The 24,776-nt window shown below is 63.9% G+C and carries 26 protein-coding genes; 12 read left to right on the top strand and 14 right to left on the bottom strand.

What is annotated here, in order from left to right:
* Positions 1 to 19 precede the first annotated feature (19 nt).
* On the bottom strand, positions 20 to 637 hold the full coding sequence (locus tag QRN51_RS11250; RefSeq protein ID WP_284989934.1) for a type 2 periplasmic-binding domain-containing protein: 618 nt from the start codon (positions 635 to 637) through the stop codon (positions 20 to 22).
* Positions 638 to 1,268: 631 nt separating this feature from the next.
* Between QRN51_RS11250 and QRN51_RS11245 the strand changes: the two genes are divergently transcribed.
* The gene (locus tag QRN51_RS11245; protein WP_284989933.1) at positions 1,269 to 2,978 is read left to right on the top strand and encodes an alkaline phosphatase family protein; all 1,710 of its coding nucleotides are present in this window, start codon (positions 1,269 to 1,271) and stop codon (positions 2,976 to 2,978) included.
* 173 nt (positions 2,979 to 3,151) lie between these two features.
* The gene (locus tag QRN51_RS11240; protein WP_059389438.1) at positions 3,152 to 3,493 is read left to right on the top strand and encodes a hypothetical protein; all 342 of its coding nucleotides are present in this window, start codon (positions 3,152 to 3,154) and stop codon (positions 3,491 to 3,493) included.
* A 147-nt stretch (positions 3,494 to 3,640) separates the two neighbouring features.
* Here QRN51_RS11240 and QRN51_RS11235 read toward each other — a convergent pair whose 3' ends face one another.
* From QRN51_RS11235 to QRN51_RS11225, 3 genes are all read right to left on the bottom strand, one after another.
* Positions 3,641 to 3,940 carry a ribbon-helix-helix domain-containing protein gene (locus QRN51_RS11235; protein ID WP_172465630.1) on the bottom strand — a complete coding sequence of 100 codons (300 nt, stop codon included), beginning with the start codon at positions 3,938 to 3,940 and terminating at the stop codon, positions 3,641 to 3,643.
* A 113-nt stretch (positions 3,941 to 4,053) separates the two neighbouring features.
* Entirely contained in the window at positions 4,054 to 4,548 is a 495-nt protein-coding gene (locus QRN51_RS11230; protein ID WP_284989932.1) for an ester cyclase, read from the bottom strand.
* Positions 4,549 to 4,753: 205 nt separating this feature from the next.
* Positions 4,754 to 5,422: an alpha/beta fold hydrolase gene (locus QRN51_RS11225; protein ID WP_284989931.1), complete on the bottom strand. Its 669-nt coding sequence runs from the start codon at positions 5,420 to 5,422 to the stop codon at positions 4,754 to 4,756.
* A 189-nt stretch (positions 5,423 to 5,611) separates the two neighbouring features.
* Between QRN51_RS11225 and QRN51_RS11220 the strand changes: the two genes are divergently transcribed.
* A complete protein-coding gene (locus tag QRN51_RS11220) occupies positions 5,612 to 7,114 on the top strand; it encodes a CYTH and CHAD domain-containing protein (protein ID WP_284989930.1) in 1,503 nt (500 codons plus the stop codon).
* Between the two features lie 54 nt (positions 7,115 to 7,168).
* Here the strand turns inward: QRN51_RS11220 and QRN51_RS11215 are convergent, their stop codons facing one another.
* Both QRN51_RS11215 and QRN51_RS11210 read right to left on the bottom strand, forming a co-directional pair.
* Positions 7,169 to 7,471: a DUF4193 domain-containing protein gene (locus tag QRN51_RS11215; RefSeq protein WP_059389433.1), complete on the bottom strand. Its 303-nt coding sequence runs from the start codon at positions 7,469 to 7,471 to the stop codon at positions 7,169 to 7,171.
* A 141-nt stretch (positions 7,472 to 7,612) separates the two neighbouring features.
* A complete protein-coding gene (locus QRN51_RS11210) occupies positions 7,613 to 8,122 on the bottom strand; it encodes a MarR family winged helix-turn-helix transcriptional regulator (protein ID WP_059389432.1) in 510 nt (169 codons plus the stop codon).
* Between the two features lie 79 nt (positions 8,123 to 8,201).
* Here QRN51_RS11210 and QRN51_RS11205 point away from each other — a divergent pair, with 79 nt between their 5' ends.
* Together QRN51_RS11205 and QRN51_RS11200 are read left to right on the top strand one after the other, a co-directional pair.
* Complete coding sequence (locus QRN51_RS11205) at positions 8,202 to 8,948, top strand: hypothetical protein (RefSeq protein WP_284989929.1); 747 nt, start codon at positions 8,202 to 8,204, stop codon at positions 8,946 to 8,948.
* Entirely contained in the window at positions 8,945 to 9,751 is an 807-nt protein-coding gene (locus tag QRN51_RS11200; RefSeq protein ID WP_284989928.1) for an SDR family NAD(P)-dependent oxidoreductase, read from the top strand. Before QRN51_RS11205 ends, QRN51_RS11200 begins: the two co-directional genes overlap by 4 nt.
* Before the next feature lie 9 nt (positions 9,752 to 9,760).
* Here the strand turns inward: QRN51_RS11200 and QRN51_RS11195 are convergent, their stop codons facing one another.
* Entirely contained in the window at positions 9,761 to 10,372 is a 612-nt protein-coding gene (locus QRN51_RS11195) for a DnaJ family domain-containing protein (protein ID WP_284989927.1), read from the bottom strand.
* Positions 10,373 to 10,530: 158 nt separating this feature from the next.
* Here QRN51_RS11195 and QRN51_RS11190 point away from each other — a divergent pair, with 158 nt between their 5' ends.
* A complete protein-coding gene (locus tag QRN51_RS11190) occupies positions 10,531 to 10,782 on the top strand; it encodes a DUF2630 family protein (RefSeq protein ID WP_059389430.1) in 252 nt (83 codons plus the stop codon).
* A gap of 53 nt (positions 10,783 to 10,835) precedes the next feature.
* Here QRN51_RS11190 and QRN51_RS11185 read toward each other — a convergent pair whose 3' ends face one another.
* The 4 genes from QRN51_RS11185 to QRN51_RS11170 form a co-directional block, all read right to left on the bottom strand.
* The gene (locus tag QRN51_RS11185; protein ID WP_284989926.1) at positions 10,836 to 11,735 is read right to left on the bottom strand and encodes an NAD(P)-dependent oxidoreductase; all 900 of its coding nucleotides are present in this window, start codon (positions 11,733 to 11,735) and stop codon (positions 10,836 to 10,838) included.
* 3 nt (positions 11,736 to 11,738) lie between these two features.
* A complete protein-coding gene (locus QRN51_RS11180) occupies positions 11,739 to 13,658 on the bottom strand; it encodes a TRAP transporter large permease (protein WP_284989925.1) in 1,920 nt (639 codons plus the stop codon).
* Positions 13,659 to 13,751: 93 nt separating this feature from the next.
* Positions 13,752 to 14,789 carry a DctP family TRAP transporter solute-binding subunit gene (locus QRN51_RS11175; protein WP_284989924.1) on the bottom strand — a complete coding sequence of 346 codons (1,038 nt, stop codon included), beginning with the start codon at positions 14,787 to 14,789 and terminating at the stop codon, positions 13,752 to 13,754.
* A 58-nt stretch (positions 14,790 to 14,847) separates the two neighbouring features.
* The gene (locus QRN51_RS11170; protein WP_284989923.1) at positions 14,848 to 16,203 is read right to left on the bottom strand and encodes an NAD(P)H-dependent oxidoreductase; all 1,356 of its coding nucleotides are present in this window, start codon (positions 16,201 to 16,203) and stop codon (positions 14,848 to 14,850) included.
* A gap of 239 nt (positions 16,204 to 16,442) precedes the next feature.
* Between QRN51_RS11170 and QRN51_RS11165 the strand changes: the two genes are divergently transcribed.
* Together QRN51_RS11165 and QRN51_RS11160 are read left to right on the top strand one after the other, a co-directional pair.
* A complete protein-coding gene (locus QRN51_RS11165) occupies positions 16,443 to 17,477 on the top strand; it encodes a LacI family DNA-binding transcriptional regulator (RefSeq protein ID WP_284989922.1) in 1,035 nt (344 codons plus the stop codon).
* 9 nt (positions 17,478 to 17,486) lie between these two features.
* Complete coding sequence (locus QRN51_RS11160; protein ID WP_284989921.1) at positions 17,487 to 17,798, top strand: putative quinol monooxygenase; 312 nt, start codon at positions 17,487 to 17,489, stop codon at positions 17,796 to 17,798.
* Between the two features lie 60 nt (positions 17,799 to 17,858).
* Here QRN51_RS11160 and QRN51_RS11155 read toward each other — a convergent pair whose 3' ends face one another.
* Positions 17,859 to 18,638 carry an SDR family NAD(P)-dependent oxidoreductase gene (locus QRN51_RS11155; protein WP_284989920.1) on the bottom strand — a complete coding sequence of 260 codons (780 nt, stop codon included), beginning with the start codon at positions 18,636 to 18,638 and terminating at the stop codon, positions 17,859 to 17,861.
* A gap of 82 nt (positions 18,639 to 18,720) precedes the next feature.
* On the opposite strand from QRN51_RS11155, the gene QRN51_RS11150 reads away from it, so the two are divergent.
* Together QRN51_RS11150 and QRN51_RS11145 are read left to right on the top strand one after the other, a co-directional pair.
* On the top strand, positions 18,721 to 19,353 hold the full coding sequence (locus QRN51_RS11150; RefSeq protein WP_284989919.1) for a TetR family transcriptional regulator: 633 nt from the start codon (positions 18,721 to 18,723) through the stop codon (positions 19,351 to 19,353).
* 19 nt (positions 19,354 to 19,372) lie between these two features.
* Positions 19,373 to 19,843: an NUDIX hydrolase gene (locus tag QRN51_RS11145; protein WP_059389425.1), complete on the top strand. Its 471-nt coding sequence runs from the start codon at positions 19,373 to 19,375 to the stop codon at positions 19,841 to 19,843.
* On the opposite strand, the gene QRN51_RS11140 is transcribed toward QRN51_RS11145, so the two are convergent.
* Positions 19,840 to 20,271 carry a YybH family protein gene (locus QRN51_RS11140; protein WP_284989918.1) on the bottom strand — a complete coding sequence of 144 codons (432 nt, stop codon included), beginning with the start codon at positions 20,269 to 20,271 and terminating at the stop codon, positions 19,840 to 19,842. The two genes, QRN51_RS11145 and QRN51_RS11140, sit on opposite strands and share 4 nt — an antisense overlap.
* Before the next feature lie 214 nt (positions 20,272 to 20,485).
* Between QRN51_RS11140 and QRN51_RS11135 the strand changes: the two genes are divergently transcribed.
* Both QRN51_RS11135 and QRN51_RS11130 read left to right on the top strand, forming a co-directional pair.
* Positions 20,486 to 20,845: a VOC family protein gene (locus tag QRN51_RS11135; protein ID WP_059389423.1), complete on the top strand. Its 360-nt coding sequence runs from the start codon at positions 20,486 to 20,488 to the stop codon at positions 20,843 to 20,845.
* A 55-nt stretch (positions 20,846 to 20,900) separates the two neighbouring features.
* Positions 20,901 to 23,291 carry an ATP-binding cassette domain-containing protein gene (locus tag QRN51_RS11130; RefSeq protein ID WP_284989917.1) on the top strand — a complete coding sequence of 797 codons (2,391 nt, stop codon included), beginning with the start codon at positions 20,901 to 20,903 and terminating at the stop codon, positions 23,289 to 23,291.
* Positions 23,292 to 23,310: 19 nt separating this feature from the next.
* Here QRN51_RS11130 and QRN51_RS11125 read toward each other — a convergent pair whose 3' ends face one another.
* Entirely contained in the window at positions 23,311 to 24,711 is a 1,401-nt protein-coding gene (locus tag QRN51_RS11125; protein ID WP_284989916.1) for an MFS transporter, read from the bottom strand.
* Between the last annotated feature and the right edge of the window lie 65 nt (positions 24,712 to 24,776).

Below are 24,776 nucleotides of genomic sequence, written 5' to 3'. Positions count from 1 at the left end.
CCACCTGTTGTCGTTCCGACTACTTGACGGAGGAGGCGTCGAAGTGGGCCTGGACGTAGGAGACCTGGCCCTGCAGTGCGTTGTTGGCAGCTGCACTACCCTGGTCGGGGAGGTTGATGCTGACGCCGAGGACGCCTTCCTTCCCGGCGGTGTAGGTGCCCAGGTCGAGGGCGGTCACGTCGGCCTGCTTGACGTTGGTAGCGATTGCCTTGCCGTCCAAGGTGACGCTGTAGCGGAGGGCGCTAACCAATGCGGGGCTGGAGGTGTAGCCGGCGCGGTCCTGCAACCCGAAGGTAATGGCTGCGCCGAGGGCGGGGCTCTCATTGCGGAAGGGGATCGACACGGACACGGTGTCGCCCGGGGTGATCAGGTCCGCGCCGGGAACCTTGACGTTCACACCTGCGGCAGTGTTTGCTTCCTGCCATGTGCCCGGAACAGGCAGGCCGGCGGTGTCCGTTCCAACCACCTGGATGTTGAAGCGGTTGTTGCCGCCAACGCCGGAATCAGCGGATCCGTTGCCAATGTTCAGGTTGGCGAAGTCGGTGAACGCAGCAGCCGTCAGCAGCGCGGTGACGCCCAGCAGCGAACCGCCGGTTAGCAGGGCACGCTTACGACCGGAGCGAAGTTTGGTAGTCAAGAGGAGTTCCTTTCACGAGGTTGTCGGCGGGTTCGCCGACAGTGCGAGTGACTGCATCGGCAAGGGACAGGTACATTCCCTTGAACACCGGCGCGCGGTGTGCAACCAACAAGAAACTAAGGTCGCAATTGGGCCACTGAGTGGTGTTTCCCCGCAATTGAGTGGCAAAAAGGGGCAAATTAGGTGGTGCCGAGAGGGATCATTGAGTGTCGACGGTCTCAAACTCCGTTGAAAACTCCTCCGAAGAGCGGAGCCGGTTCAGCGCCGAAGTTCTCGCCTTCGCGCTGGCAGAATTGCTCGCTGCGGACGAAGCCAGGCCCACTGATGCACGGCGATCGCCACGGTAACGGGTCCAGAGGTACTTTGCCGCCCACTGGCTGGGTGGCCGCCGCTAACGACGTCTTTCTCGGGGCCGTACCGATGACAGAAGCCGGCGTACCCCCATCCGCATCCCCGGGGTACGCAGATTTCCTGTGAGTTTCGGAAGAGTTCGGCTACCCGCAATTGAACCTGTCATGAACGTTTCCACAGTGAGGCCCAATCGGCGGGACAGATCCCTTCCCCGCAACAAGAATCATCCGGGGACGCATTCTCGATCGATAAGAACGCAATAGCGAAGGGTCTTATTTTGATGAAGACAGCCAAGAAAAACGGGCTTGCCACAGCAGCGGTCCTGGGCGCCATACTGATGGCCGGATCCGCGGTGGCGCCGGCGATGGCCGACGACGCTTCACGCGGCGGCGAGGATGTCCAGGGCCAGCAAGGATCCGACAGCAAGGCCCAGGGCGGCCAGGGCGAAACATCGAAGCACGTCCTGCTGCTTTCGGTGGACGGCCTCCACCAGAAGGACCTGGATTTGTACGTGCAGAACCACCCGACGTCGGCACTGGCGTCGCTGGTCAACCACGGCACCAGCTACACGCACGCCCAGACACCCGTGCCTTCGGACTCCTTCCCCGGTATGGTGGGCCAGCTGACCGGCGGAAATCCCGGGACCACCGGCGTCTACTATGACGACACGTTCAACAGGGCGCTCCTGCCGGCCGGCACGACGGACTGCAAGAACACGGCGCCCGGCGCCGAAGTGGCCTTCACCGAAGCCGCGGACAGGAACCAGAACGCCCTCGACGCCGGCCAAGACCTGGCCGGGCTTCCGGCCAGCATCCTGAACATGACGGGGCAGCCCGGCGCACTCCTCGACCCGGCCACCCTCCCGGTTGACCCGGCGACGTGCAAGCCGGTCTATCCGCACCAGTACTTGAAGGTGAACACGGTCTTCGAGGTGGCGAAGAGCGCCGGCCTCACCACGGCGTGGTCGGACAAGCACCCGGCCTACGAGATCCTGAACGGCCCTTCAGGCAAGGGCCTGGATGACCTGTTCACCCCTGAGATCAACAGCATCGCCCCCGCTCCCTTCAATGGCGACTGGACCAAGGACAACGCCGCAACCCAGCAGTACGACGGCTACAAGGTCCAGGCCGTGCTGAACGAAATCGACGGCAAGGACCACTCCGGCACCAAGACGGCCGCAGTACCTGGAATCTTCGGGATGAACTTCCAGGCCGTGTCGACGGCCCAGAAGCTCCCGACGTCGGACGGCCTCACCGGCGGTTACCTCCAGGGCGGCACCGTTCCCGGGCCGCTCTTGAGCAAAGCCCTTGACTTCGTCAACGCTTCTGTCGGTAAGCTCGAGTCCGCGCTTGCCGCCTCCGGCCACGCAAAGGACACCACGGTGATCCTTTCTGCCAAGCACGGGCAGTCGCCGATGGACGCTTCGACGCTGACGAGGGTACCTGACAGCGCAATCATCGACGGCCTGAACGCAACGTGGAAGTCGGCCCACCCCGGCTCCGCAGACCTCGTGGCGTTCTCCACCGACGACGACATCATGCAGCTCTGGCTTTCGGACCACTCGCAGGCCGCAGCGCAGTTCGCCAAGGACTACCTGGCAGCGCACCCTGCCGCCGGTAACGACATCAACGGCGCCGCCAAGACCGTGACAACCTCAGGCTTGAGCAAGGTCTATGCGGGCAGCGAAGTTGCAAACTACTTCGGCACCCAAACCAGCGATGCACGCTACCCGGACATCCTCGGCATCGCGCAGACCGGGGTGGTTTACACCGGCGGCAAGGCCAAGATCGCCGAACACGGCGGAGCCAGTGCGGACGACCGCGATGTGCCGCTCGTGGTCTCCGGCGCCAACGACGAACACGCCCGGACCGTGACCACCGCGGTCGAGACGACGCAGATTGCGCCGACCATCCTGAAGACGCTTGGCTTGGACCCGAACAAGCTGCAGGCAGTGCAGATCGAGGGGACCAAAACCCTCCCCCAGCGCTGATCCAGCGCGCTCAAATCATTGGAGGGGTTCCACGGCCGGAAGGCCGAGGGGCTCCTCCCTTGTACTCATCCGACCCTGGGCTGGACGAAATGGACCGGTCCGCTGGCTAAGCCTGCATTGGGCGCGACGCCCCGTCTGCTTACAATCAAACGTCAGCAACTACTGAGGGAACCATGAAGAAAATCACCACAACCCTGCTCGCGGCCGGGCTCCTCCTCTCCGCTTCAGCCTGCTCGGCATCGCAGCAGCTGAGCACCGCGGACACCTGCAGCAGGGTCAAGACCGTCATCTCGAACCCCACGAACACCACGGACAAAACGGGAACCATCCGGGTAGCCAACCAGCTCCGCCCGATCGAAGCCGTGTCCTCGGATGAGCTGAAGCCCACTCTGAAGACGCTTGTGGACTACCTGGACGAGTCCTCGAAGGACAACCCGGATACCGCGAAGCTCAATGCCATGAAGAACGATTACCAGAACGCGGGTACCAATTACAGCAAGTATTGCGGCGGCTAAAGGCAGTTTGCATTACCTCCCCGAGGACTGGCCATGGCCGCCCAGTCCTCGGGCGGCCTCGCCCTTCCGCTCTGCGCGGCACGGAGACGCCGTTCAGGGCAGCCACCAGTAACAGCTGCAGCTCCGCAACCCGCAGCCCAGCGCACGTTAAAGCGCGGTGTGCTTCCCGAACGGATGGTGGCCCGTGGCTGGCTGTCCGTGGCTCCCCAGCCATTCGGACAGGGCCTCGCGCAGGATCTCGCTGGGCGTGAGGCTGAGCGTTTGCGAAGCCGACTCCAAGGCACGGTCCAGTTCCTCAGGGATCTGGAAATCCAGGGGCGAGGGATGGTTGCTTTCCCGGGCTTCGGCAGGCAAACCCTCACCGCGCAACAACTTGCCGACGGCTGGCTTCATGTCGTTTTCGGTCCACGCCGAAAGTCGCTCGAAATGAGTCACATCTCGTGTCATGATTTTCCCTCCCAACAATCAAGCATCCTCCGTTGGAAGGCCGCAGTCACCCTCTACGAGTAATTACTCTCTAACTATCGCGAGGTTGCGTCGAACGCAGCGAGGGCGTTGGGTCATGTCCCGCTTCTGCGCCCTGCTATTCGCTGGATGATCGTCACGATTTTAGGCGGACCAGGCTGCCTGACGACGCCAAGTTGGAGCATTGCGGTGAGGTCATCGCGAGTGGCCCAATGCTCAGCCAGCTTGCCGTCCTCGATCCTGAACCAGTGCGATTGACGCGCGGACATGCGTTTGCCAGTGGCAGGACCCCGTCCATTGAGGCGCCCGAGGTTGGTGCCTTCCGATAAGACGCGGACAGCTACCGTATCGCCGTCAGCGGCAATCGCCTCGATCGTCATGGTCATGTCGGGAAACTGGGCAAGTAGCCACTGTACGGTCGCGCGCATCGCTTGGGGTCCGACGACGGCGCCCGGCTCGGTAGTCCCGAAAGGAGCCTGGGCGTGCTCGACGTATGAATCGGCCATGATTTGCTCACAAACGTCCAGTTGTCTCTGGTTCCAGATTTCCCGGAAGTGGCGCCGTACCAGTTCCTTGTTGGCTTCACTCATAGGAAGGCCTCCTCTGGATAGATGGTCCCAGCGGAGGTCGACCGGGCCCGTTCGAAGACCCAGGAGTCGCGGAACGGACCCGGCGCTCACGCTTGAGGGTGAGACCGCGACGGACATCGATCAGCCAAGGCTGGTGCCGTCAGAGTGATCTTAGGGCTTGCGTCGATTCCGGTCTAGGGAATCGGACGCCCGGAGTGATAAAAGCTCAGAGGTGCAAGAGGTAGTCGGCCACCCCAACCGGATTCGACAGCCCAAGGAGATGCCCGCCGGGCAGCACATCCGGCTCGAGCCCGAGGCGATCCCGCGCGACCCTCTGCTGGAACTCGAGCGGGAAGAACCGGTCCCCCGCGCCGCTGAGCACCCTGATGGGCACGGCCGGCCACTCCACGAAGTCGCAGCTCGACGCGAAGACTGCGTTTGCCTCGGGCCGCTGGTGCGGTTCTCCCTCGGCCGCGACCTCCGGTGAAACGTCATGGAGGAAGTACTCGTTCACATCGAACTCTTCGCCGTAACCGCCGGCCGCGGCGGCACGCTTGCGTGCGTCTTCCCAGCCGGTGTTGTCCCACCATGTTCCAGGGGTTTCACCCGGGTTGGGAATCATTGCGTTCACTAAGACGATCTCTGCGACGCCGGTCCGGGCACCCACCATGGGCGCGGTGAAACCGCCAAGCGATTGCGCAACGAGCACGACGTCGGGCCGGCCACCGATTGCCGCCTCAACCAAGCGCGCGTACTCAGGCAAACCCGCATTTTCGTCGTCTCCCGGCAGATCAACCGCAACAGCATCGTGGCCTGCTTCTTGCAAGAGGGGGACGACGCGGCTCCAATACCAGGCTGAGCCGCCTGCTCCGGGCACCAGCACGAACGCGCTCACGAGGCGTCCCCGAAGAAATCATGGACGAACGGACCAAGGCTCAGCGTCGAAGTCATGCCCACATTCTTCCCCAGATCGACGCGCCCGCAAGGGAACCGATGAGATCCCTTCGCCCGGTCTTTCCCTGCAGAAGGCCTGGTGGGAGGATGCCTATAGGCGCGGGCAACTACGAGAAGGACGGGAAACGGAATGTCGACCCAGGAATCCGTGGAAACAGAACGCAAGTACGACGCTGAGCTGGAAACGCCTCTTCCCGCGTTCGAGGACATTGCCGGCGTCGAACAGGTCGCAGACCCTGCAGATCATCAGCTCGAAGCCGTCTACTTCGACACCGAAGGCCTCATCCTTGCCAAGCACCGCATCACCTTGCGGCGCCGCACCGGCGGCACCGATTCAGGCTGGCACCTGAAACTGCCGGCAGAGCGGGACAATCGCGTGGAGATCCATGCGCCGCTGGGTCAGCCCGAGATCGTCCCCGAGGAACTCGCGGAGAGGCTCCTTGTGTTCACCCGCGGCGATGAGCTCAGGCCTGTGGCCCGGATCCACACCCGCCGCACTCTTCACCGGCTACACGGAAGCGAGGACGTCACCCTGGCCGATTTCGTGGATGACCACGTGACCGCCGAGACCTTGCACCCAACTCAATTGGAGAGGCAATGGCGCGAATGGGAAATCGAGCTGGTGCACGGCGATGAAGCCCTGTTTGAGAGCGCGGACCGCGTCTTGTCCGGCGCCGGCGCAACCCCATCAGGGCACGCGTCCAAGCTGGCCCGCGCATTCGGAACGTCCTGGCCAGCTGCGGTACCGGCGCCGCCCAAAGCCCGTCCGAAGGGCTCTGCCGGGGATGCAATAGTTGCCTACATCGCCGCGCAGATAGCTGAAATCACCCAACTGGACTCCGGAGTCCGGCAAGGCGCCGACGACGCCGTTCACGGCATGCGCTCGGCTACGCGGAGGCTCCGCTCAACTTTGTCCGCCTACGGCAAGCTCTTCGACGCCGACGCCGCGGATCAGCTCAAGACCGAACTGAAATGGCTGGGCAAGGTCCTGGGCAAGGCCCGGGATGCCGAGGTGCTGCGCGACCGGATCGGGGAACTGATGAATGAGCAACCCGACGGCCTAGTGCCCGCTTCAGCTGCCAGCAGGATCAATGACGAACTTGAGACAGCCTTCAACTCCGGGTATCGCAACATGCTCCGCTCTCTAGGAACGAAACGCTATTTCCGGCTCCTGGAGTCACTTGAGGAATTCCGCGACGAGCCTCCCGCGAAGCCTCGCGCCGGGAAGAAGGCCCGTCCCGTCACGGCCAAGCTTGCCGGTAGAGCGATCAAGCGGCTGCGCCGGTCCCAGAAGGCAGCCGCAGGGCAAACCGGCGTCGAAGGCGACAGGGCATTGCATCAGGTCCGCAAAGACGCGAAACGGCTGCGCCATGCGGCCGAAGCACTGGCGGACGTCCACAAGAAACCCGCCGTGAAGCTGGCACGGAATGCCCAGAAGATCCAGAAGGTCCTGGGAGAGCACCAGGACAGCGTTGTCAGCCGCTCAATACTGCTCCGGCTCGCAAGCGATACCGACGGATCGGTGGAGGACAACTCGCCATTCGCTCCCTTGCTCGCTGCCGAAGAGCAGCGAGCAGCGGACTCCGGGGCCCGCTATGAAAAGCTCGCCAAGAAGCGCCTGAATTCCCTGTGATGAACGCAACTGCGGGAAAGGCGGCTAAGCGGCACGGGGCTGGGCCTCAGAGGCTCAGCCTTCGCACTCCACGCAGTACGCGTGGCCGTTCTTTTCACGGGCAATCTGGGAGCGGTGACGGACGAGGAAACACGAGTAGCAGGTGAACTCGTCTTCCTTCTGGGGAACGACTGCAATGATGAGTTCCTCGGCTACGAATTCGCCGCCTGGCACCTCATTGCCTTCAAAAGCATCGGCCTCGTCCAGCTCCCGAACAACGCTGCGGGCGTCCGGAGCATTGGCAGACTGCAGGGCCTGGAGTGACGTGCTTTGGGATTCCGCGACGTCGGAGCGGAGTTCGTCGTAATCGGTTGCCACCTGGGGTTATCTCTTCTCTTGTATATTTGCTGGCGAATGTGCAACATACACCATGCAGCTGCTATTCCCCACATAGTGGCAAAAATCGTGGCCCGATCGTCATGAGAGCTCCCGACGGCGGCACGGGACCCGGGCGCCCGATCAGGCCTTGCGTACGCCGTCAGATCCGGCATCGCTTCCGGCCTGGCGGCCGACATCGCGGTGGAGGTCCTTGTCCAGCCCGTGGCCACTGGCGAGTTGCGCGAGAAGCACGTCAAGCTGGCCAATCTGCTCCGTTGTCAGGGGGGCCAGAAGCTCCGCTTCATGCTGTTCCGCGATACCTCGCAGTTCACGCAACACGCGTTTGCCGGCGTCCGTGAGGTGCAGTTCATAGTTCCGCCGGTCCGTACTGCTGCGGATCCTCTCAACAAGGCCGCGCTCCTGCAGCGAGTCGATGAGTGAAACCACCCGACTGGGGACGGCGCCGAGCCTGTCCGCGAGGGAGCGCTGGCTCAACCCGGGGGCGCGTCCGAGCAGGCGGATGACGCCGGCGTCGCTTGGCGTGAGGCCGATCTCCCGTGTGCGGTCGGCAAAGCGCGACGACGCGACCGCGCCTAACTGCGACAAGAGAAAAGCGGTCCGGTTCGGCCGGCCCGGTGTGGCTAAGTCCATGGATTCAGAATACAGGCTTGACAGAATAATTCTAGAGGTGAACTATTTCAGTAGTGATGCAATTAGGAAAGGTTCAGCCATGAGTAGTCGTTCGATTCCCGACGAGGGCGGCCGTCCAGCCAGGTCAGGCGGCCCGCACCCCGGCGTTCTCGCCCTGGTCAGCTTGGGCATCTTCCTCGCCAGCCTCATCACGTCCGCAATCCTGACAGGCGGCCAAACGTTCGTCTCGCCCTTTGCTTCAACCGGACAGGTGGCCGCTTTCTTCCAGCAAAACGTCGCCGCGGTGCGGGTCGGCGGCATGCTCCAATTCGGTTCTGCCGTGCCCTTGGGGATCTACGCGGCCACCGTCTACGCCCGGCAGCTCCGGCTCGGCGTACGCGTTCCCGGACCGGCCATCAGCTTCTTTGGCGGAGTCAGCGCGGCCATCTTCCTCATGGTGTCGGGCTCCCTGACCTGGTTGCTGAGCCGGCCGGAAATCACCACGGATGGGACGCTGACGCACGCACTCGCGTTCCTCGCATTCGTAACCGGCGGGGTCGGCTTCGTCGTCGGAACCGGCCTCCTCATGGCGGGAATCGCCGTCCCGGCCCTGATCCTTGGCTTCATGCCCCGTTGGTTGGCTTGGACCGGCCTGGTCGTCGCCGCACTGTCAGAGTTGAGCTTCCTGTCGATGGCGATCGAGCCTCTTCAGTTCCTTCTGCCGCTCGGACGCTTCGGCGGGCTGCTCTGGCTGGTTGCCGCAGGCTTCCTGCTCCCCCGCAACCGGGCGGCCGCGAACCAAGAGCCCCGGCCGCATACGCCGCGGACAAGCCGGACAGCGCCATGACGACGGCGGATTCCACCCGGTCGATGTCAGGCAAGGTCGCGCTTGTGACCGGAGCGAGCCGGGGAATCGGTGCGGAGATCGCGGCTGCACTGGCCGGTGCCGGTGCCGACGTCGTCCTTGCCTCCCGTGACAGCGTTCGACTGTCTCGGCAGCTCGCCGCCATTAGCTCGGGTGGCGGGAAAGCGGTAGCGATGTCCGTGGATGTGGGCGATGAAGATTCGGTGAAGACGCTGCTGGCCCAGATCCTGGACCGCTTCGGCCGGCTCGACGTCGCCGTCAATAATGCCGCAGGCGGCGGCCGGACGCCGGCGCCCCTGGCCGAATGGGCGAGCGCGGAGTTCGACAGCGCCATCTCAGTCAACTTGCGCGGAGTGTTCCTCTGCCTGAAATACGAAATCGAGCTCATGCTGGCGAGCGGGAACGGGGGAGCGATCGTCAACATGTCCTCCACGGCCGGCGAACAAGGAGTCGCCGGCATGAGCGGCTATGTGGCGAGCAAGTTCGGCGTCGGCGGCCTGACCCGGGTGGCCGCGCTCGACTACGCTTCGCACGGGATCCGGGTCAACGCGATCGCTCCCGGCCCTATCCTCACCGAGCGGCTGGCCGGGGCCGGCCAATCCGCCCAGGATCGGGTGGCCGCCGCCGTGCCGCTCGGGCGGATCGGCTCCACGGCCGAGGTTGCCGCTGCCGCCGTCTGGCTCTGCTCGGAGCAGTCCTCGTTCGTCACCGGAACCGTGCTCGCAGTCGACGGCGGCCGGCTGGCCGGAACGCCTGCGTTCAACACCAAACCTCCTGCCGCATAAGGTCCCGGCCTAACCGGATCCGCTCCAAATGCGGCGCCACCACGGCCGCGTGTCCACAAGCTCCTGGTTCACGGCTTCCTGGGCCGCGGTTGCCTCGGCAGCCGCAGCACGGCGCTCGCGCCAGCGTTCCAGCTCGACGCCGATATCGCGGGTTTTCGTGATCACTGGAGGACCGCCCTGGAGCTGGCGCCGCGCGTCAATGACCCGGGCGTTGAAGTCCTCCACCAGATCGCGCACCTGCTTTTCCGAATACAGGGCGTCAAGCTTCGCATCCAATTCGGCATCCTCGGTGCGGAGCAGAATGGCTTTTGGGCCGAGGCCGCTGAGATGTTCGCGCTGGATGAGGCCTTTGACCCACCAATCGGGATCGTAGCGCTCCCCCAGCCCTGGGATCGGCTTGCCTGCGTACTTCAGATTGTCGAACTTCCCTTGCGCCATGGCGTCGCGGATCAGGTATTCCACCCGAGCGGCGTCGTCCACCTTCTTGCGCTTCCGCCGCTCTTCGTCGTCGGCGGCCTCGAGTTCCGCTTCTTCCCCGGCCGTCATGCCGGTGGCGCGGACATTCCGCAGCTCCATGGCTCGCTCCAGCCGGCGCTTGAACGCACCGTTTTCGCCGTTCACGGCTAATCACCGCCTTCGCTTGCGGAAATCCTGGATCTGCGTCCAAGTATTCCGCAAATGGGACATTGGCGGGATGGCACTTGCAAACACCGCCTCTGTTCACGCCTAGCGCAGCTCACTAACCTGACTGGTAACGGCTAGTTCAGGAAGAGGTAACCATGGACGAACAGGGCATTCTGCACCACATCCAGTCACTTGTGGAGGAGGAGCGGGAACTCCGGGAGAAGGCAGAGGCGGCCCCGCCGGGTCCTGCGCATGCCCCCGACCGGGCAAGGCTGGAGCGCATCGAACAGGACCTGGATCAGAGCTGGGACCTGCTGCGCCAGCGGCGGGCCAAGAGGCAATACGGCGAGAACCCGAACGAGGCCAAGCCACGGCCCCCAAAGCAGGTGGAGGGCTACACGGGCTGAAGTCGCAGGAAACCCAGGACGACGACGGCGGGACGCTCCCGCCGTCGTCCTGGCTAGGCACGGATGCTGAGATAGATGCCCGTATGGTCTAGCTCGCCAAGTCCCTGGGAGACCATCGTTTGGAATGCACTGCGGACGCTGCTGGAAACCGGTAGATCCAGCCCGGCCTCTTCTGCGATTTCCGCGATGAAGGTCAAGTCCTTCAGCTGGTTCTTTGCCGATCCTCCGCCATCAAAATCCGCCTCGATCCAGCGTTGGCCCTTTTGTCGAAGGACTTCGGAGTTCGCCAGGCCACCGGCAAGTATTTCTTGGACATGCCCCAGATCGAGCCCGGAGGCCTCGGCTAGTGCCATGGCCTCCGAGAGTGCCGTTACTGTTGCGGCCACCACGATTTGGTTGCAGGCTTTGGCGATGGAGCCGGCGCCCGTATTCCCGAACCGCAGAACGGTGGCACCGTAGAGCTCGAAAAGCGGTTTGAGGCGCTCCACGACCTCACTGGGGCCGCCAACCATGATGCTGAGCCGGCCCTCTTCGGCGCCGATGGTGCCGCCGCTGAGCGGGGCGTCAATGACGGTTATTCCAAATGTCTCCAGGCATTCGGCGGCGAAGGCCGCGACAGCGACGGGCGACACTGTGCCGTGGACCACAAGGACCGGGTTGTCTATCCGGTTGACCTTCCACCCGGCAAGCAGCCCGTCGGGTCCGTGTAGTAGCTGCTCGACTTGGGGAAGGTCGGGCAGGACGGTCAGCACCACCGCGCTGGATGCTTCCGCCGGGGAATCGGTGGGCTGTCCTCCGTGGATCGCGTTGGCCTTGTGGGCCGTCCGGTTCCAGAGTTTCAGCGGCACGCCCGCAGCTATGAGGTTCCGGGCGATGGGGGCGCCCATCGGTCCGGTACCCAGCAGGGCTACCGATGAGGGAACGGGTGTCTCAGCCTTGGTTATCTGCGTCATGGTTTAGAACGGGATCAGTCCGGCGAGGGCCGGCAGGAAGGTGCTGAACCACGGCACCGCCGCGAGCACCAGAAGTCCGACGAAGAGGGCAAGCAGGTACGGCCAGAAGTGTTTGAGGCTGTTTTCCACGGTTTCCCGGGCGGTGGCGCACGCGACGTAGAAGCCGACACCGGCCGGTGGGGCGAACGAGCCTATGCCCATGGAGATGATGAGCACCATGGCGTACTGCACGGGGTTGACGCCGAAGTCAGTGGCGATCGGCAGCAGCAACGGGGCGAAGATCAGCACGGCGGGAAGTCCCTCGAGGAGCTGGCCCATGATGACGAGCAGGATCACGGTGAACAACATGAAGAGGACCGGGGAATCCCCGAGGCTAGACATGAGGTCGTGGATTTGCTGCGAGACACCGGCGAGGGCAAGGGTCTGGGCGAGCGGAGAGGCGGCAGCGATGATGAAGAGCACCATGCCCGCCGTCGTCGTAGTTTCCCGCAGCGTGTCCCCGAGCAGCCGCTTGCTGCCCCGGCGGTAGGCGGCGGCCAGGACGAACGCGTAGGCCACGGCAACGGAGGAAACTTCCGTCGGCGTCGCGAATCCGCTCAGGATCCCGGCCACCATGCCGACGGGCAGGAGGAGAGTGGGGAGGGCGAAGAAGGTGGCCGAACCGCGTGCCCGCCAGCTTGCCTTGGGACTGGCGACTCCACCTTGTTTGCGTGCCCGCAGGAACACGAGCGCCATGACCACGAGCGCCAGGAATGCGGCGGGCACAAAACCGGCAAGGAAGAGTGTGGTGGTCGAAATCGTGGTGATGGAGCCAAGGACGAGAAGCACGATGCTTGGCGGGATGGTTTCACCCATGATGGCAGACGCCGAAAGTACGGCGACAACCTCGCCGCGCGGATATTTGCGCTCTTCGAGCATGCCGCGCATCGTGGTGCCGACGGCCGCGACGTCGGCGACCTTCGAGCCCGAAATGCCGGAGAAAATGTACATGGTCACGACGACCACCTGGAGCAGCCCCCCGCGCAGGTGCCCGATAAGGGCGTCGACGAGCTTGGCCAAGGGCAGGGTGAGCCCTGCGGAGTTCATGACTGTGCCGGCGAGGATGAAGAAGGGGATCGCCAACAGCACGAATCCCTTGGCGCCCGAGGCCATGCCGATCGGGATAGCGCTGACCTCGGAAATCCCTCCGAGGTAAAGGTAGATCCCGGAGGCCAGGGCGAGGACGAACGCGATCGGAAGTCCGAGGAACAGCAGGATGAACAGAACTGCGAGCACGGTACCAAGCAGGACGTTCGGCGAGGCATAGTAGAAGAGCGGCGGGGCCAAAAGCACGACGACGACAAGGGCTGCCGCGATGCCCGCGGCTACCAGGACGGCCCGCTTTTGCTGCCGCCAAAGCTTGACGAGCGCGAACCAGGCGATGAGGACCATGCCCAGTGAAAACGGCATGGAGACCCAGAACACGGGGAGCTGGAGGATAGGGGTCTTTTCCTCGATTTGCTGGACGAGCGTGGGAACGAAAAGCACGAAGGCGCCGGCGCTCATCACGAAGACGAGCCAGTCCACGAGCGCGGCCAGATAGGGCTTCCATGCGGCGGGGAGGCGCATGATGAGGGCCTGGACGGACATGTGGGCGCCCTTGGGATACGCGATTGCCCCGCCCATGAACGCGATAGTCAGGAGTGCTATCTCCGAGACTTCCTGGGTCCATAGAACCGAATCACCTGTGATGACGCGGACGGTGATGTTCAGAAGGATGACGACGAGCTCGGCGAGGATCGCGGCGCCCACGATCCACTCCAAGGTCCGGTCCAGCCATTTCGCGCCGCTCCAGCCCGAAGCGACGTGGCCCGCGTGCAGGATCTCTTCGGCATCGGGCGGGAGGGCCTCTTCCAGGTCCCGGGGGGCGAGGGTGTGTTCCATTGTGTCCAGACTTTCGACATTGAGAGCGGAATTGGTGTGCGGGCGGAGTGGGGCTGTGGTGGGAGCCCGGGAGGGCTCCCACCCGTTGATGGATTACTTAGCGGGAGTGAAGGCGACCGCTTGGTCGAAGAAGTCCTTTCCAATGAGCTTCGAGAAATCCGGGTACAAGCTCTTGGAGACGGCCTTGAATTCTTCGATGCTGGAAGCGCTCAGCTCGTTCGCTTTCATGCCCTTGGCGGTCAGCTCGTCCAACTGCTTCTTCGCCTGATCTGTGTCGTAGGTGGTTTTGAACGAGGCGGTTTCCGTCGACGCGTCCGTGAGCGCTTTTTGCTGGTCCGCGCTGAGTGTTCCCCACTTCTTCGACGACAGGGCGAGCACCCAGGCGTCGTTGATGTGGTTGGTCAGCGACACGTACTTCTGTACTTCCGAGAACTTGTTGGTCCACGGCACCTCGATGGGATTCTCCTGGCCGTCGATGGTGCCCGTCTGCAGGCCTGTAAAGACTTCGGAGAAGGCCATGGTGGTGGGGCTGGCGCCTAGCTTGCCGAAGAAGTCCGTCCACAAGGTATTGCCCGGTACGCGGATCTTCAGTCCTTTGAGATCGGAAGGCTGCGTAATGGGACGGACGGAGTTGGTGATTTCACGGCCTGTCCTGGTGAGGAAGCCCAGCGCGATAGTGTCCTTCTTGGCGAGCTTGTCCTTCAGGTCCTGGCCGGGCTTGCCCGCCAGGAACGCTGCCTCTTCGGTAGTGTCCTTGAAGAGGTAGGGAATGCTGATCGCGTTCATTTCGGGCACCACCGAGGCGTATACCGAGGTTGAAAGGATCAGGGCATCCAACGAACCACCCTGGAGGCGGGTGACGGCGGCGTTCTGGTCACCACTGAAGCTCGTGCCGTTGGGGACGACGGTGACAACCACCGATCCGTTGGAGGTTTTCTTCACCTGGTCCGCGAAGTGCTGGGCAGACACGCCTACTGAGGAGGTGAGCGGATCAGGTATCGACAATTGGATCTTTGCTACAGGTGCGGCCTGGCCGCCGCCGGACGCACCGGCTGCGGCACATCCGGCAAGGGCAGTTGCAGCCAAGCTGCAGGCTAGTACTCCGGTGATGGCGCGGGTCTTGGTATTCATGCGATGCCTTTCTTCATTGGAAGGATGCGATCCGGATGACGGAAGCAATCGGGTTGGGTCAGGCGCCCACTGAGGCGGCCTGGGCAATGAAAGCTTCGGTTTCGCGGCGCAGCTCAAGTGCCTGGGACAGTGAGTCATCAATGATGACGTCGTCCCAGCCGACGATCGCGCCCTTCGCGACGTCGTTGCGCAGTTCCACGTGGTGCGCCAGGGCGACTGGAAGTGCGCCGGTGGCCACCGAGTGCTTGGCCGACACCAGCTTGCCCCACACCGTGAATCCGCCCTCGCCGTCGAGGAACTCGCCGGCTTTGAGGTCCTTTTTCGCGGTGGCGACCACGTCGCCGAAGAAACCGACGGGTGCGCCTGTCGCAATTCCCCGGAGCGCCGCATTTGCGATCGACACGTTCAGTTCGAGGCCGACGTAGTGGTAAGGGCGGTACAGGGCTGCATACTGGCCGGTCGGGTCCGGGTGCCACGGATATTCGTTGAAGCAGCCGGAAACGTAGTTGTTCGTTGCCTTGACAACGACGAAGACGCCTTCTTGCGTGTTGTGGCTGATCCAGCTGCCGTCGCGGTTCACGCTGGACATGACGTCGACGCTGCCTTCATGGGCGAGCGAGCCCCCGACGTCGCTTGGCCGGCAAATCGTGGCAATCTCCTCAACGTTGCCCGGTGTAAAGCTGAGACCGGAGTCCGATGGCGCCAGTCCCGCACCGTTAGCGACAGCGGCCATCTCAATTGCCGCCTTCGTGCCGTCGCGGAACGAGGTGTGCATGTACGGGTTGAGCTGTCCGGAGTCCGTGAGTTCCTTCGAGAATTCCCAGTTCTCCCAGACGTTGCCCGGATTCATCTCGTGGTAGTGCTCAAGGTACTTGGCACCCTTGCCCGCGCAGACCACGTCGAATCCGCTGGTACGCGCCCAGTCAACCAGTTCCATGATGAGGGCCGGCTGGTCGCCATAGGCCATCGAATAGACGACCCCGGCAGCTTCTGCACGCTTAGCCAGAGCCGGGCCCGCCAATGCGTCCGCCTCAACCGTCACCATGATGATGTGCTTCTTGGTCTCGATGGCCCGCAGGGCGTGCTTGATTCCCACGATCGGGTTGCCGGTGGCTTCAACGATCACGTCAATGTCTACGTCGAACAGTTCGTCGGCGTTGGCCACAATTGCCGTGGTGCGGTCCTTGAGTGCCGTCGCAATGTCCGGGGCGATCTGCTCGGCCGGCCATTCGACAAGGGCGAAAGCGCCTTCCGCGCGCTTCACGTTGATGTCGGCGATGGCCACCACGTGGATCCCGGGAATGTTGTTGGACTGGGCAAGATACATCGTGCCGTAACGCCCGGCACCAATGAGGCCAACCCTGATGGGACGGCCTTCCTGCTCGCGGTCGACAAGGAGTTTGTGAAGGTTCACTGGAGTCTCTCTTCATAGGAGTGCGATGCGAAGGAAACCTGGCCGCCTGAGCGGAGGGACAACTTCTTTGTCGCGTTTTGCGTGAAAACTATCCGGAGTGGAACCGGTTCCACTTTTGTACCACCCGGTGCTAAGCTGTGTCAACGACTCCAAGCCAAGCGCCTTCATGACGATGACGGTGGGCCGCGAGGAGCCGCAGCATAAGACTTATGCCCAATCGATTCCCTCAAGGAGGAGCGGTGAAGAAGGCCCCGACCATTCGCGATGTGGCGGCGACCGCGGGCGTTTCCGTCTCCGTGGTGTCCCGGGTATTGAACCCGGACTCAGGACCAGTGGCACCGGCCAAGCGGCAGGACGTCCTCAGGGTGATCGACGAACTGGGTTACCGTCCCCGGGCCGCGGCCCGCGAACTGAGCGCAGGACACGCGCTCACCATTGGCTTGGTGGTCACTGACCTGTCCAACCCGTTCTTTGCACGCCTCGCTGACCGCATCGTCTGGGAGGCCCGCAGCCACGGGATCCAAGTGGTGTTGATGACGACCCAGGAAGATCCGCACCTGGAAGCCGATTCCCTGGACACACTCCTCGACCGTTCCGTCAGCGGGGTCATAGCAACTCCCACTGGAGGAAACATCGAAAAGTGGGCGCGCCTGCAGGACCTGGGCGTGAATGTGGTGTTCGTTGACCGCACCATCGACGAACTCACCGATGTGGACGTCGTCAGTATCGAGAACTTTGACTCCGCCAAGCGCTCCACGGAATACCTCATTGGCCTCGGCCATACACGGATAGCCCTGGTGACAGGTCCGCGCAGCACGTCGACGGGACGGGCAAGAATCAATGGCTACCGGGCCGCACACGAGGACGCGTCCCTCGCCGTCGATCCGCTCCTGATCCGAGATGTGCCGTTCCGTGGCGACTCGGGCGGGGACGCCGTCGGCTCCCTCCTCGCCATGCCCCAGCCACCAACTGGCCTCATCGTGGCCAACACCGCCCAGGTCCAAAGCTCGATCCGGCGACTGGTCCAAGTCGGTACCCGAATCCCGGAGGAACTCTCCGTGATCGTCTTCGATGACAACCCTTGGACCGAACTCATGTCACCGCCGCTTAGCGTGATCAGGCAGCCCCTGGACATGCTCGCAGTACACTCCCTCGAACTGGTACTGGGCAGGATGCAGGGCAAACTGCCAGACGGCCCCCGCCTCATCGAAGTCAAAGCAGATTTCCTGGCCCGCAGCAGCTGCGCGCCTCTCGCCCAAACCGCTATTCACTAAGGAGAACCCATGCCCGTCATCGTCACCGCCACGTTCACGCCCAAGGAAGGATCGTTCGCCCAGGTCGTCGCCGCCCTGTCCCCTGCCATCGCAGAAGTCCACCAGGAGCCCGGCTGCCTGCTGTACGCCATCCACGACTCACCGAACGGCCAGATCCTCATGATCGAGAAGTGGGAGTCCGCCGAACTGCTCGACGCCCACGGCGACGGCGAACCGGTCAAAAGGCTAAACGCAGCCCTCCACGGTCTCCTTGAACGCCCGGTCGACGTGATGCGCCACGAGCCGATCCCTGCGGGAAATCCGGTTCAGGGTACGCTCTAGCATCACGAGACGACGACGGCGGGACGCTCCCGCCGTCGTCATCCTGCTTGAAGATGCGCTCTACAGCGCCGACCAGCCGCCGTCGGACGCGAGGATGGCGCCGTTGACGTTGGTGCCGTCGTCGCTGAGCAGGAAGGTGATGGATGCCGCCAGCTGCGCGGCCGTCGCAGGGTTGGGGACAGTGGCCTGCATGAGCGGACCGAGGCGTTCGGCGGCCAGCTGGGACCCCCACGTTGCCTCGATATTGGTGATGGTTGGCCCGGGGGCAACGGCGTTGAAGCGAAGCCCCTTCGGCCCGTACATCACGGCCGAGTTCTTGGTCAGTCCGACGACGGCGTGCTTCGACGCCGTGTAGCTCGCGCCGGCGGCGGAGCCGCGCAGCCCGGCCTCGGAGGCGACGTTGACCACGGAGCCGGTGCCGGCCTCCAACATCAAGGGCACCACGGCGCGGGTCAGGCGCATGAGGGCTGTGACGTTGATCCGGAAAACGCGCTCCCACATGGCGTCGTCCACCTCGTGGATCGGGGTGAAGTTATCCATGATCCCGGCGATGTTGGCGAGGGCATCCACACGGCCGCCGGCAGCGACGACGACGGCGGCAACGGTCTCCTCGGTTGAGATGTCGCCGGCCACGGGCAGCAGGTCCAGGCCGCTGTTTTCCTCCACCAAGGCGTCAAGGCGCTCCTTGCTGATGTCGGCGGCGATGACCCTGCCGCCTTCCTTCGCGATGCGCAGGGCCGTAGCTTGGCCGATGCCCGAGCCAGCTCCGGTGACGATGACTGTCTTCCCGGCAAAACGGCCATTGATGGCGGCTTCCTGCCATGGAGTTTCGTTGCCCATGTTGTTCCTCCTGAAGGTGCTGGTGGCTTTCCGTCCACTTTATGACACTCCGTGTCATTATGTAAGAGTGGATACTGGAGAGATGCCCTCAGACCATACGAAGCCCGTCATCGGGCGCTCCACCGGACGCCCGGCGACGATTGATCCCGACGCCGTGGCCGGCGTCGCGCTCCGGCTTTTTGCCGAGAACGGCTACGAGCGGACGTCAATGGAGGACATCGCGCGCGAGGCGGGAATCGGGCGGAAGAGCCTGTACCGCTACTTCCCCAGCAAGGCTGATCTCGTCTGGGGCGGCATGGAACCGGTAGTGGAAGCTTCGGGCCGTGTGCTGGAGGCCGCCCGCACAGCGGAGCCGTCCGACGGCGGAGCGTCCGACGGCGGTATCCTCGCAGGACTGCGGGCGGCCGCCATCGCCGGGATTTCGGCGATCCCCGACCTTTCCGTAACGCGAGGGCGCCTGCGCCTGATCGCAGAGCACCCGGAGCTGGCGAGCAGGAGCTACGATGCCTTGGCTCCACAACGGGACCGGGCACGGCTTTACCTCGTTGCGCAGGGCGTCCGCGAAAGCGCGGCACGCTATCTGTGCGCCGCCTATCTCGGGGCGACGTTCGAGGCCTGGATGCAATGGGCCGCCGGCACGGATCCGGATCCGGGGCCTTACCTGGCGGAGGCCGTTGGCGTACTGCGGGTTCCGGCTTCCCGGCCCGGCGGATAACCTGTGCCTGGGAGGGCAAATGACAGTTCGAAGCGCGGGCATTCTGTTGTTCCGCCGGAGCTCCACTACGGAATTGGAAGTATGGATAGCCCACATGGGCGGACCCTTCTGGGCCCACAAGGATGCACGCGCCTGGTCAATTCCCAAAGGCGAATACCTCGAGGATGAGGACCCCCTGATGGCCGCGAAGCGCGAATTCGCCGAGGAGATAGGCACTCCCCCGCCGGCCGTCGAGTATCACCAGCTAGGCATCTTCCGGCAACCGTCGGGCAAACTCGTGGCGGCTTTCACGGCGGAGTCGGATTTTGAACCGGAGAACATCGTGAGCAACACGTTCGAGCTTGAGTGGCCGCGCGGATCAGGTGTCATCCGGAGCTATCCGGAGATTGACGACGCCATGTGGGCCACGGAAGCCGTCGCCCGCACCAAATTGGTGAGCGGGCAGGTGCCGATCCTCGACGCGTTGATCCGGCACCTTGGGCCACACTAGCTCTGGACGAGCGACTCGATTGGCCGCGGGGAAAGAATGGGATCCGCGTGCCGGTGGACGACCTTCCACTCACCGTCTTCCCGGCGGAAAATCGTCGTCACCCGAAGGGGAATCGGGGACACCTCATCAGATCCGCCAACTTTGGCCCGCGCCCATTCAATTTCGACGATGTACGCAAGCTCCGTCCCGGCATCGCCGGAGATTCGCTCGAACCTGATCGGCTCGCCCTCCCTGAGCCCGGAAGACGCCCGATCCATGGTCGCCTCGACTGCACTCGGGCCCCGCGCAGGCGGGCCGAGAGGATTAGCGAGCGTGACGTCGTCGCGCTTCGAGAACAGTTTCTTCTGGTGTTCCGGGTCTCCCCTGATGAATGCATCGAGCGCTCGGTGGTACTTCTCCACCATCAGGTCGAGATCGGATTCCGGCATTGCTTCCTCCAGCCACGCTCTTGCCCTGGCGCGGCGCCAAGGCCCCGTATTCGGCCATGGTGGCACCACTCACCGGGGATGTCCATACAACGAATATCCCGCAACAAGACCGGTCAGGAATGGAGAAGCGCTGCTCCCGGGCCGCGCCTAGAATGGCGGTCATGGACAACACCGTCCACGCCAGCTTCGTCCCCTAATGACTTCAGGAGTGATCATGAGCGACTCTTCCAACGAGGGAATCAAGACCGTGCTGCATCCCGTTTCCGACCTCGCCGCCGCGAAGGCGGTGTACACCGCTTTGCTCGGGACGCCGCCGCAGGCCGACGGACCGTATTACGTCGGCTTCGACGTCGCGGGCCAGCACATCGGGCTCGTCCCTGGAGGCGGACCGCAAGCCATGACCTCGCCCGTCGCCTACTGGCACGTTTCGGACATCGAGGCAAAGCTGGCAGAGGTGACTGCCGCCGGCGCTACGCTGAAGGAAGCAGCCCGCGACGTCGGGGGCGGCCGTTTGGTGGCCACCGTCACCGACCCGGACGGCAATGTCCTCGGGCTGCTTCAGGATCCTCACTAGCCAAGCGATAGCCGACGAAGACCGAAGACGACCCCGCGTAAAAGATGGAGACACGATGAGCACGGCCACGAGCACGGACACCCAGTCGCCTGAGCTTCATACTGCCGACACCCACGATCTGATTCGCGTACAGGGCGCACGGGAAAACAACCTCAAGGACATCAGCATCGAGCTGCCGAAGCGTCGGTTGACGGTGTTCACGGGCGTCTCCGGTTCGGGCAAGAGCTCCCTCGTGTTCGCCACGATCGCCGCGGAGTCGCAGCGTATGATCAACGAGACGTACAGCACCTTCGTGCAAGGGTTCATGCCGACCATGGCGCGGCCGGATGTGGACCTGCTCGAGGGGCTCACGACGGCGATCATCGTCGACCAGGAGCGGATGGGCGCGAACCCCCGCTCCACCGTGGGTACCGCCACGGATGCGAACACCATGCTGCGCATGCTCTTCAGCCGGCTCGGCCAGCCGCACATCGGATCGCCCCAGGCGTTCTCGTTCAACGTCGCTTCGATCTCGGGCGCGGGCGCGGTCACTGTCGAGCGCGGCGGTACCACCACGAAGGAGCGGCGGAGTTTCAGCATCACCGGCGGCATGTGCCCGCGTTGCGAAGGACGGGGCTCGGTCACCGACTTCGACCTCACCGCACTGTACGACGCCGGCAAGTCACTTAGCGGGGGCGCGCTCACCATCCCGGGCTACAGCATGGATGGCTGGTTCGGGCGCATCTTCAGCGGCTCCGGTTTTTTCGACATGGACAAGCCGATCAGCAAGTACACCAAGAAGGAACTCCACGATCTGCTCCACAAGGAGCCCACCAAGATCAAGGTCGAGGGAATCAACCTGACCTACGAGGGCCTGATTCCCAAGATCCAGAAGTCCATGCTCTCCAAGGATCCGGAGGGAATGCAGCCACACATCCGCGCCTTCGTGGAGCGGGCCATCACCTTCACGATCTGTCCCGATTGCAACGGAACCCGGCTCACCGAGGCGGCCCGTTCGTCCAAGATCAAGGGAATCAGCATTGCGGACGCCTGCTCGATGCAGATCAGCGACCTTGCCGAATGGGTGCGCGGCCTCGACGAACCCTCCGTGGCACCACTCCTCAAGGGACTGCGGCACCTCCTCGACTCCTTCGCGGAGATCGGGCTCGGCTATCTCTCGCTCGACCGGCCGGCCGGAACGCTGTCCGGCGGTGAGGCACAGCGCACCAAGATGATCCGGCACCTGGGCTCCTCGCTCACCGATGTCACCTACGTCTTCGACGAGCCCACCATCGGCTTGCACCCGCACGACATCCAGCGCATGAACAAGCTGCTGCTGCAACTGCGGGACAAGGGCAACACCGTACTCGTCGTGGAGCACAAACCGGAGGCGATCGCGATCGCCGACCACGTCGTCGACCTCGGTCCCGGCGCGGGCACCGCCGGTGGCGAAGTGGTCTTTGAAGGCACCCTCGAAGGGCTGCGTTCCAGCGGCACCCTGACCGGGCGCCACCTCGAGGACCGCTCAACCCTCAAGAAGACGGTGCGGGCATCCGCCGGCGCACTGGAGATCCGTGGCGCGAGCGAGAACAACCTGCGCGACGTCGACATCGACATTCCGCTCGGGGTCCTGGTTGTCGTCACGGGCGTCGCCGGATCCGGCAAGAGCTCGCTGATCCACGGCTCGTTGTCCAAGCGGGACGGCGTCGTTTCGATTGACCAGGGGGCGATCAAGGGTTCGCGGCGGAGCAACCCCGCGACGTACACCGGTCTGCTCGAGCCCATCCGGAAGGCGTTCGCGAAGGCCAATGGCGTGAAGCCTGCGCTGTTCAGTGCCAACTCCGAGGGCGCATGCCCCACCTGCAACGGCGCGGGCGTCATCTACACGGATCTCGGGTTCATGGACACGGTCTCCACTCCGTGCGAGGAATGCGAAGGCAAGAGGTTCCAGGCGTCGGTGCTCGAATTCCGCCTCGGCGGCCGCAACATCGCCGAGGTGTTGGCGATGTCAGTGAAAGAGGCCGAGGAGTTCTTCTCCGCGGGCGAATCCAGGATCCCCGCAGCGCACGCAATCCTGCAGCGGCTGGCCGACGTCGGACTCGGATACCTCAGCCTCGGCCAGCCGCTCACCACCCTTTCCGGCGGCGAGCGGCAGCGGATCAAGCTGGCCACCCACATGGGCGAAAAGGGCGGCGTGCTGGTTCTCGACGAGCCCACCTCGGGCCTGCACCTGGCCGACGTCGAACAGCTGCTCGGCTTGCTGGACCGGCTTGTCGACTCCGGGAAGTCGGTCATCGTCATCGAGCACCACCAGGCGGTCATGGCGCATGCCGACTGGATTATCGACCTTGGCCCCGGCGCCGGTCACGACGGCGGACAGATCGTTTTCGAGGGCACCCCCGCCGACCTCATCGCAGGGCGATCCACCCTTACCGGCGAGCATTTGGCGGCCTACATCGGCCGGTGAGCTCGCGGGAGGGCGCTCCCTAGCTTTTGGCGGCGCCCGGTGAATGGAGGAAGAGGCTGGCGAACGCGGTAAGGAGGAGCAGCGACGCCGCGATGATGAAGCTGGTCTGCATCCCGTGGACGAAGTTGCTGCGATCGGCGATGAGGGCGCCGAAGACTGCGATGGCGACGGCGCCGCCCACTTGGCGGAAAGTATTGAAGACTGCGCTGGCCGTGCCCGCCTTTTCGCTCGGCACGCTCGCGAGCACGACGGCGGTGACCTGCGGCATCGCGATCGATCCGCCGGAACCCGTGAAAATCAGGAAGGCACCGACGAGTAGCGGCGATCCCAACGGTGCGGTGAGAAGCATCGCGGTGAGTCCCACCACCATGGACGTCAATCCGACAACCACCGGCACCCGCGTCCCGAACCGGTTCGAGAGGGTTCCGCTGACGATGTTGCCGACGATGCTGAACGCCGCGGACGGAAGGAACGTGAAACCGGCCTGAAGTGGCGTCAGCCCGAGGTGCTGCTGGAGGAAAAGGCTGACGACAAACACCGTGCCGAAGTGGCCCACCATGAACGCGAAGCCCACCGAGAGCGAGATTCTCATGCCGGTGGAGCGAAACAGTTCAAGCGGCATCATCGGGTGCCGGCCGCGCGCCTGAATCAAGAGGAAGGCCGTGAGGCTTACGGCTGCCAGTACCAGGCTCCCGATGACGGGCACCGTGCCGAACCCCTCGGTCCCTCCCGTGATGAGGCCATACATCAACGTGGTCAGGGCAACGATCGCCGCAGCCTGCCCGGCCCAGTCGAACGGAGTCGGCCGTCGGGGCGACGTGGCAACGGAAGCCAGGAGCACCAGCATCGCGATGCACACGGGAAGGTTGATGCCGAATACGAGCCGCCAGTCCAGGGTGGTGAGGAGCCCGCCGACAAGGGGTCCCACTGCTCCAGCCACGGCCCCGCCGACTGCCCAGATCCCCAGCGCATGTGCGCGACGGCGGGGATCGGGAAAGGCCTGCCGAATCAGCGCCATCGACGCCGGCAGCATGATCGATGCCGCACCTCCTTGGAGGAAGCGGGCAGCGATGAGGATCCCCGACGTCGGCGCGAGGGCGCACGCGACCGACGCCACCAGGAACAGTGCGATGCCCCATCCCAGCGCTCTTTTCGCGCCGATCCGGTCCGACAGGTTACCCGCGAACAGCAGTAGCGAAGCGAACATCAGCGTGTAGCCGTCGATGACCCATTGCAGGCTGGCTGTTCCGCCCCCGAGTTCCTTGCCGATGCTGGTGAGCGCGACGTTGACGATCAGGATGTCGAGGGTGATCAGGAAAAATCCCAGCGACGCAATCATGAGCGTGAGCCGTGCGCGGGGCGCATCGGCCATGGACGAGGGAGGAACCGGAGCCGGCAACGTGGTTTCGGGACGAGTCATGATTTAAGGAAACAGCGTGTTGAGAACATCAGGGAGTCTCTGTCTTGAGGGGTACTGGCAGTGAC

This window comes from Arthrobacter sp. efr-133-TYG-120, from assembly GCF_030209785.1.
Classification (GTDB): domain Bacteria; phylum Actinomycetota; class Actinomycetes; order Actinomycetales; family Micrococcaceae; genus Arthrobacter.
Note: the sequence above shows the minus strand (reverse complement) of the source record. Positions and strands in the feature narration are given on the sequence as shown.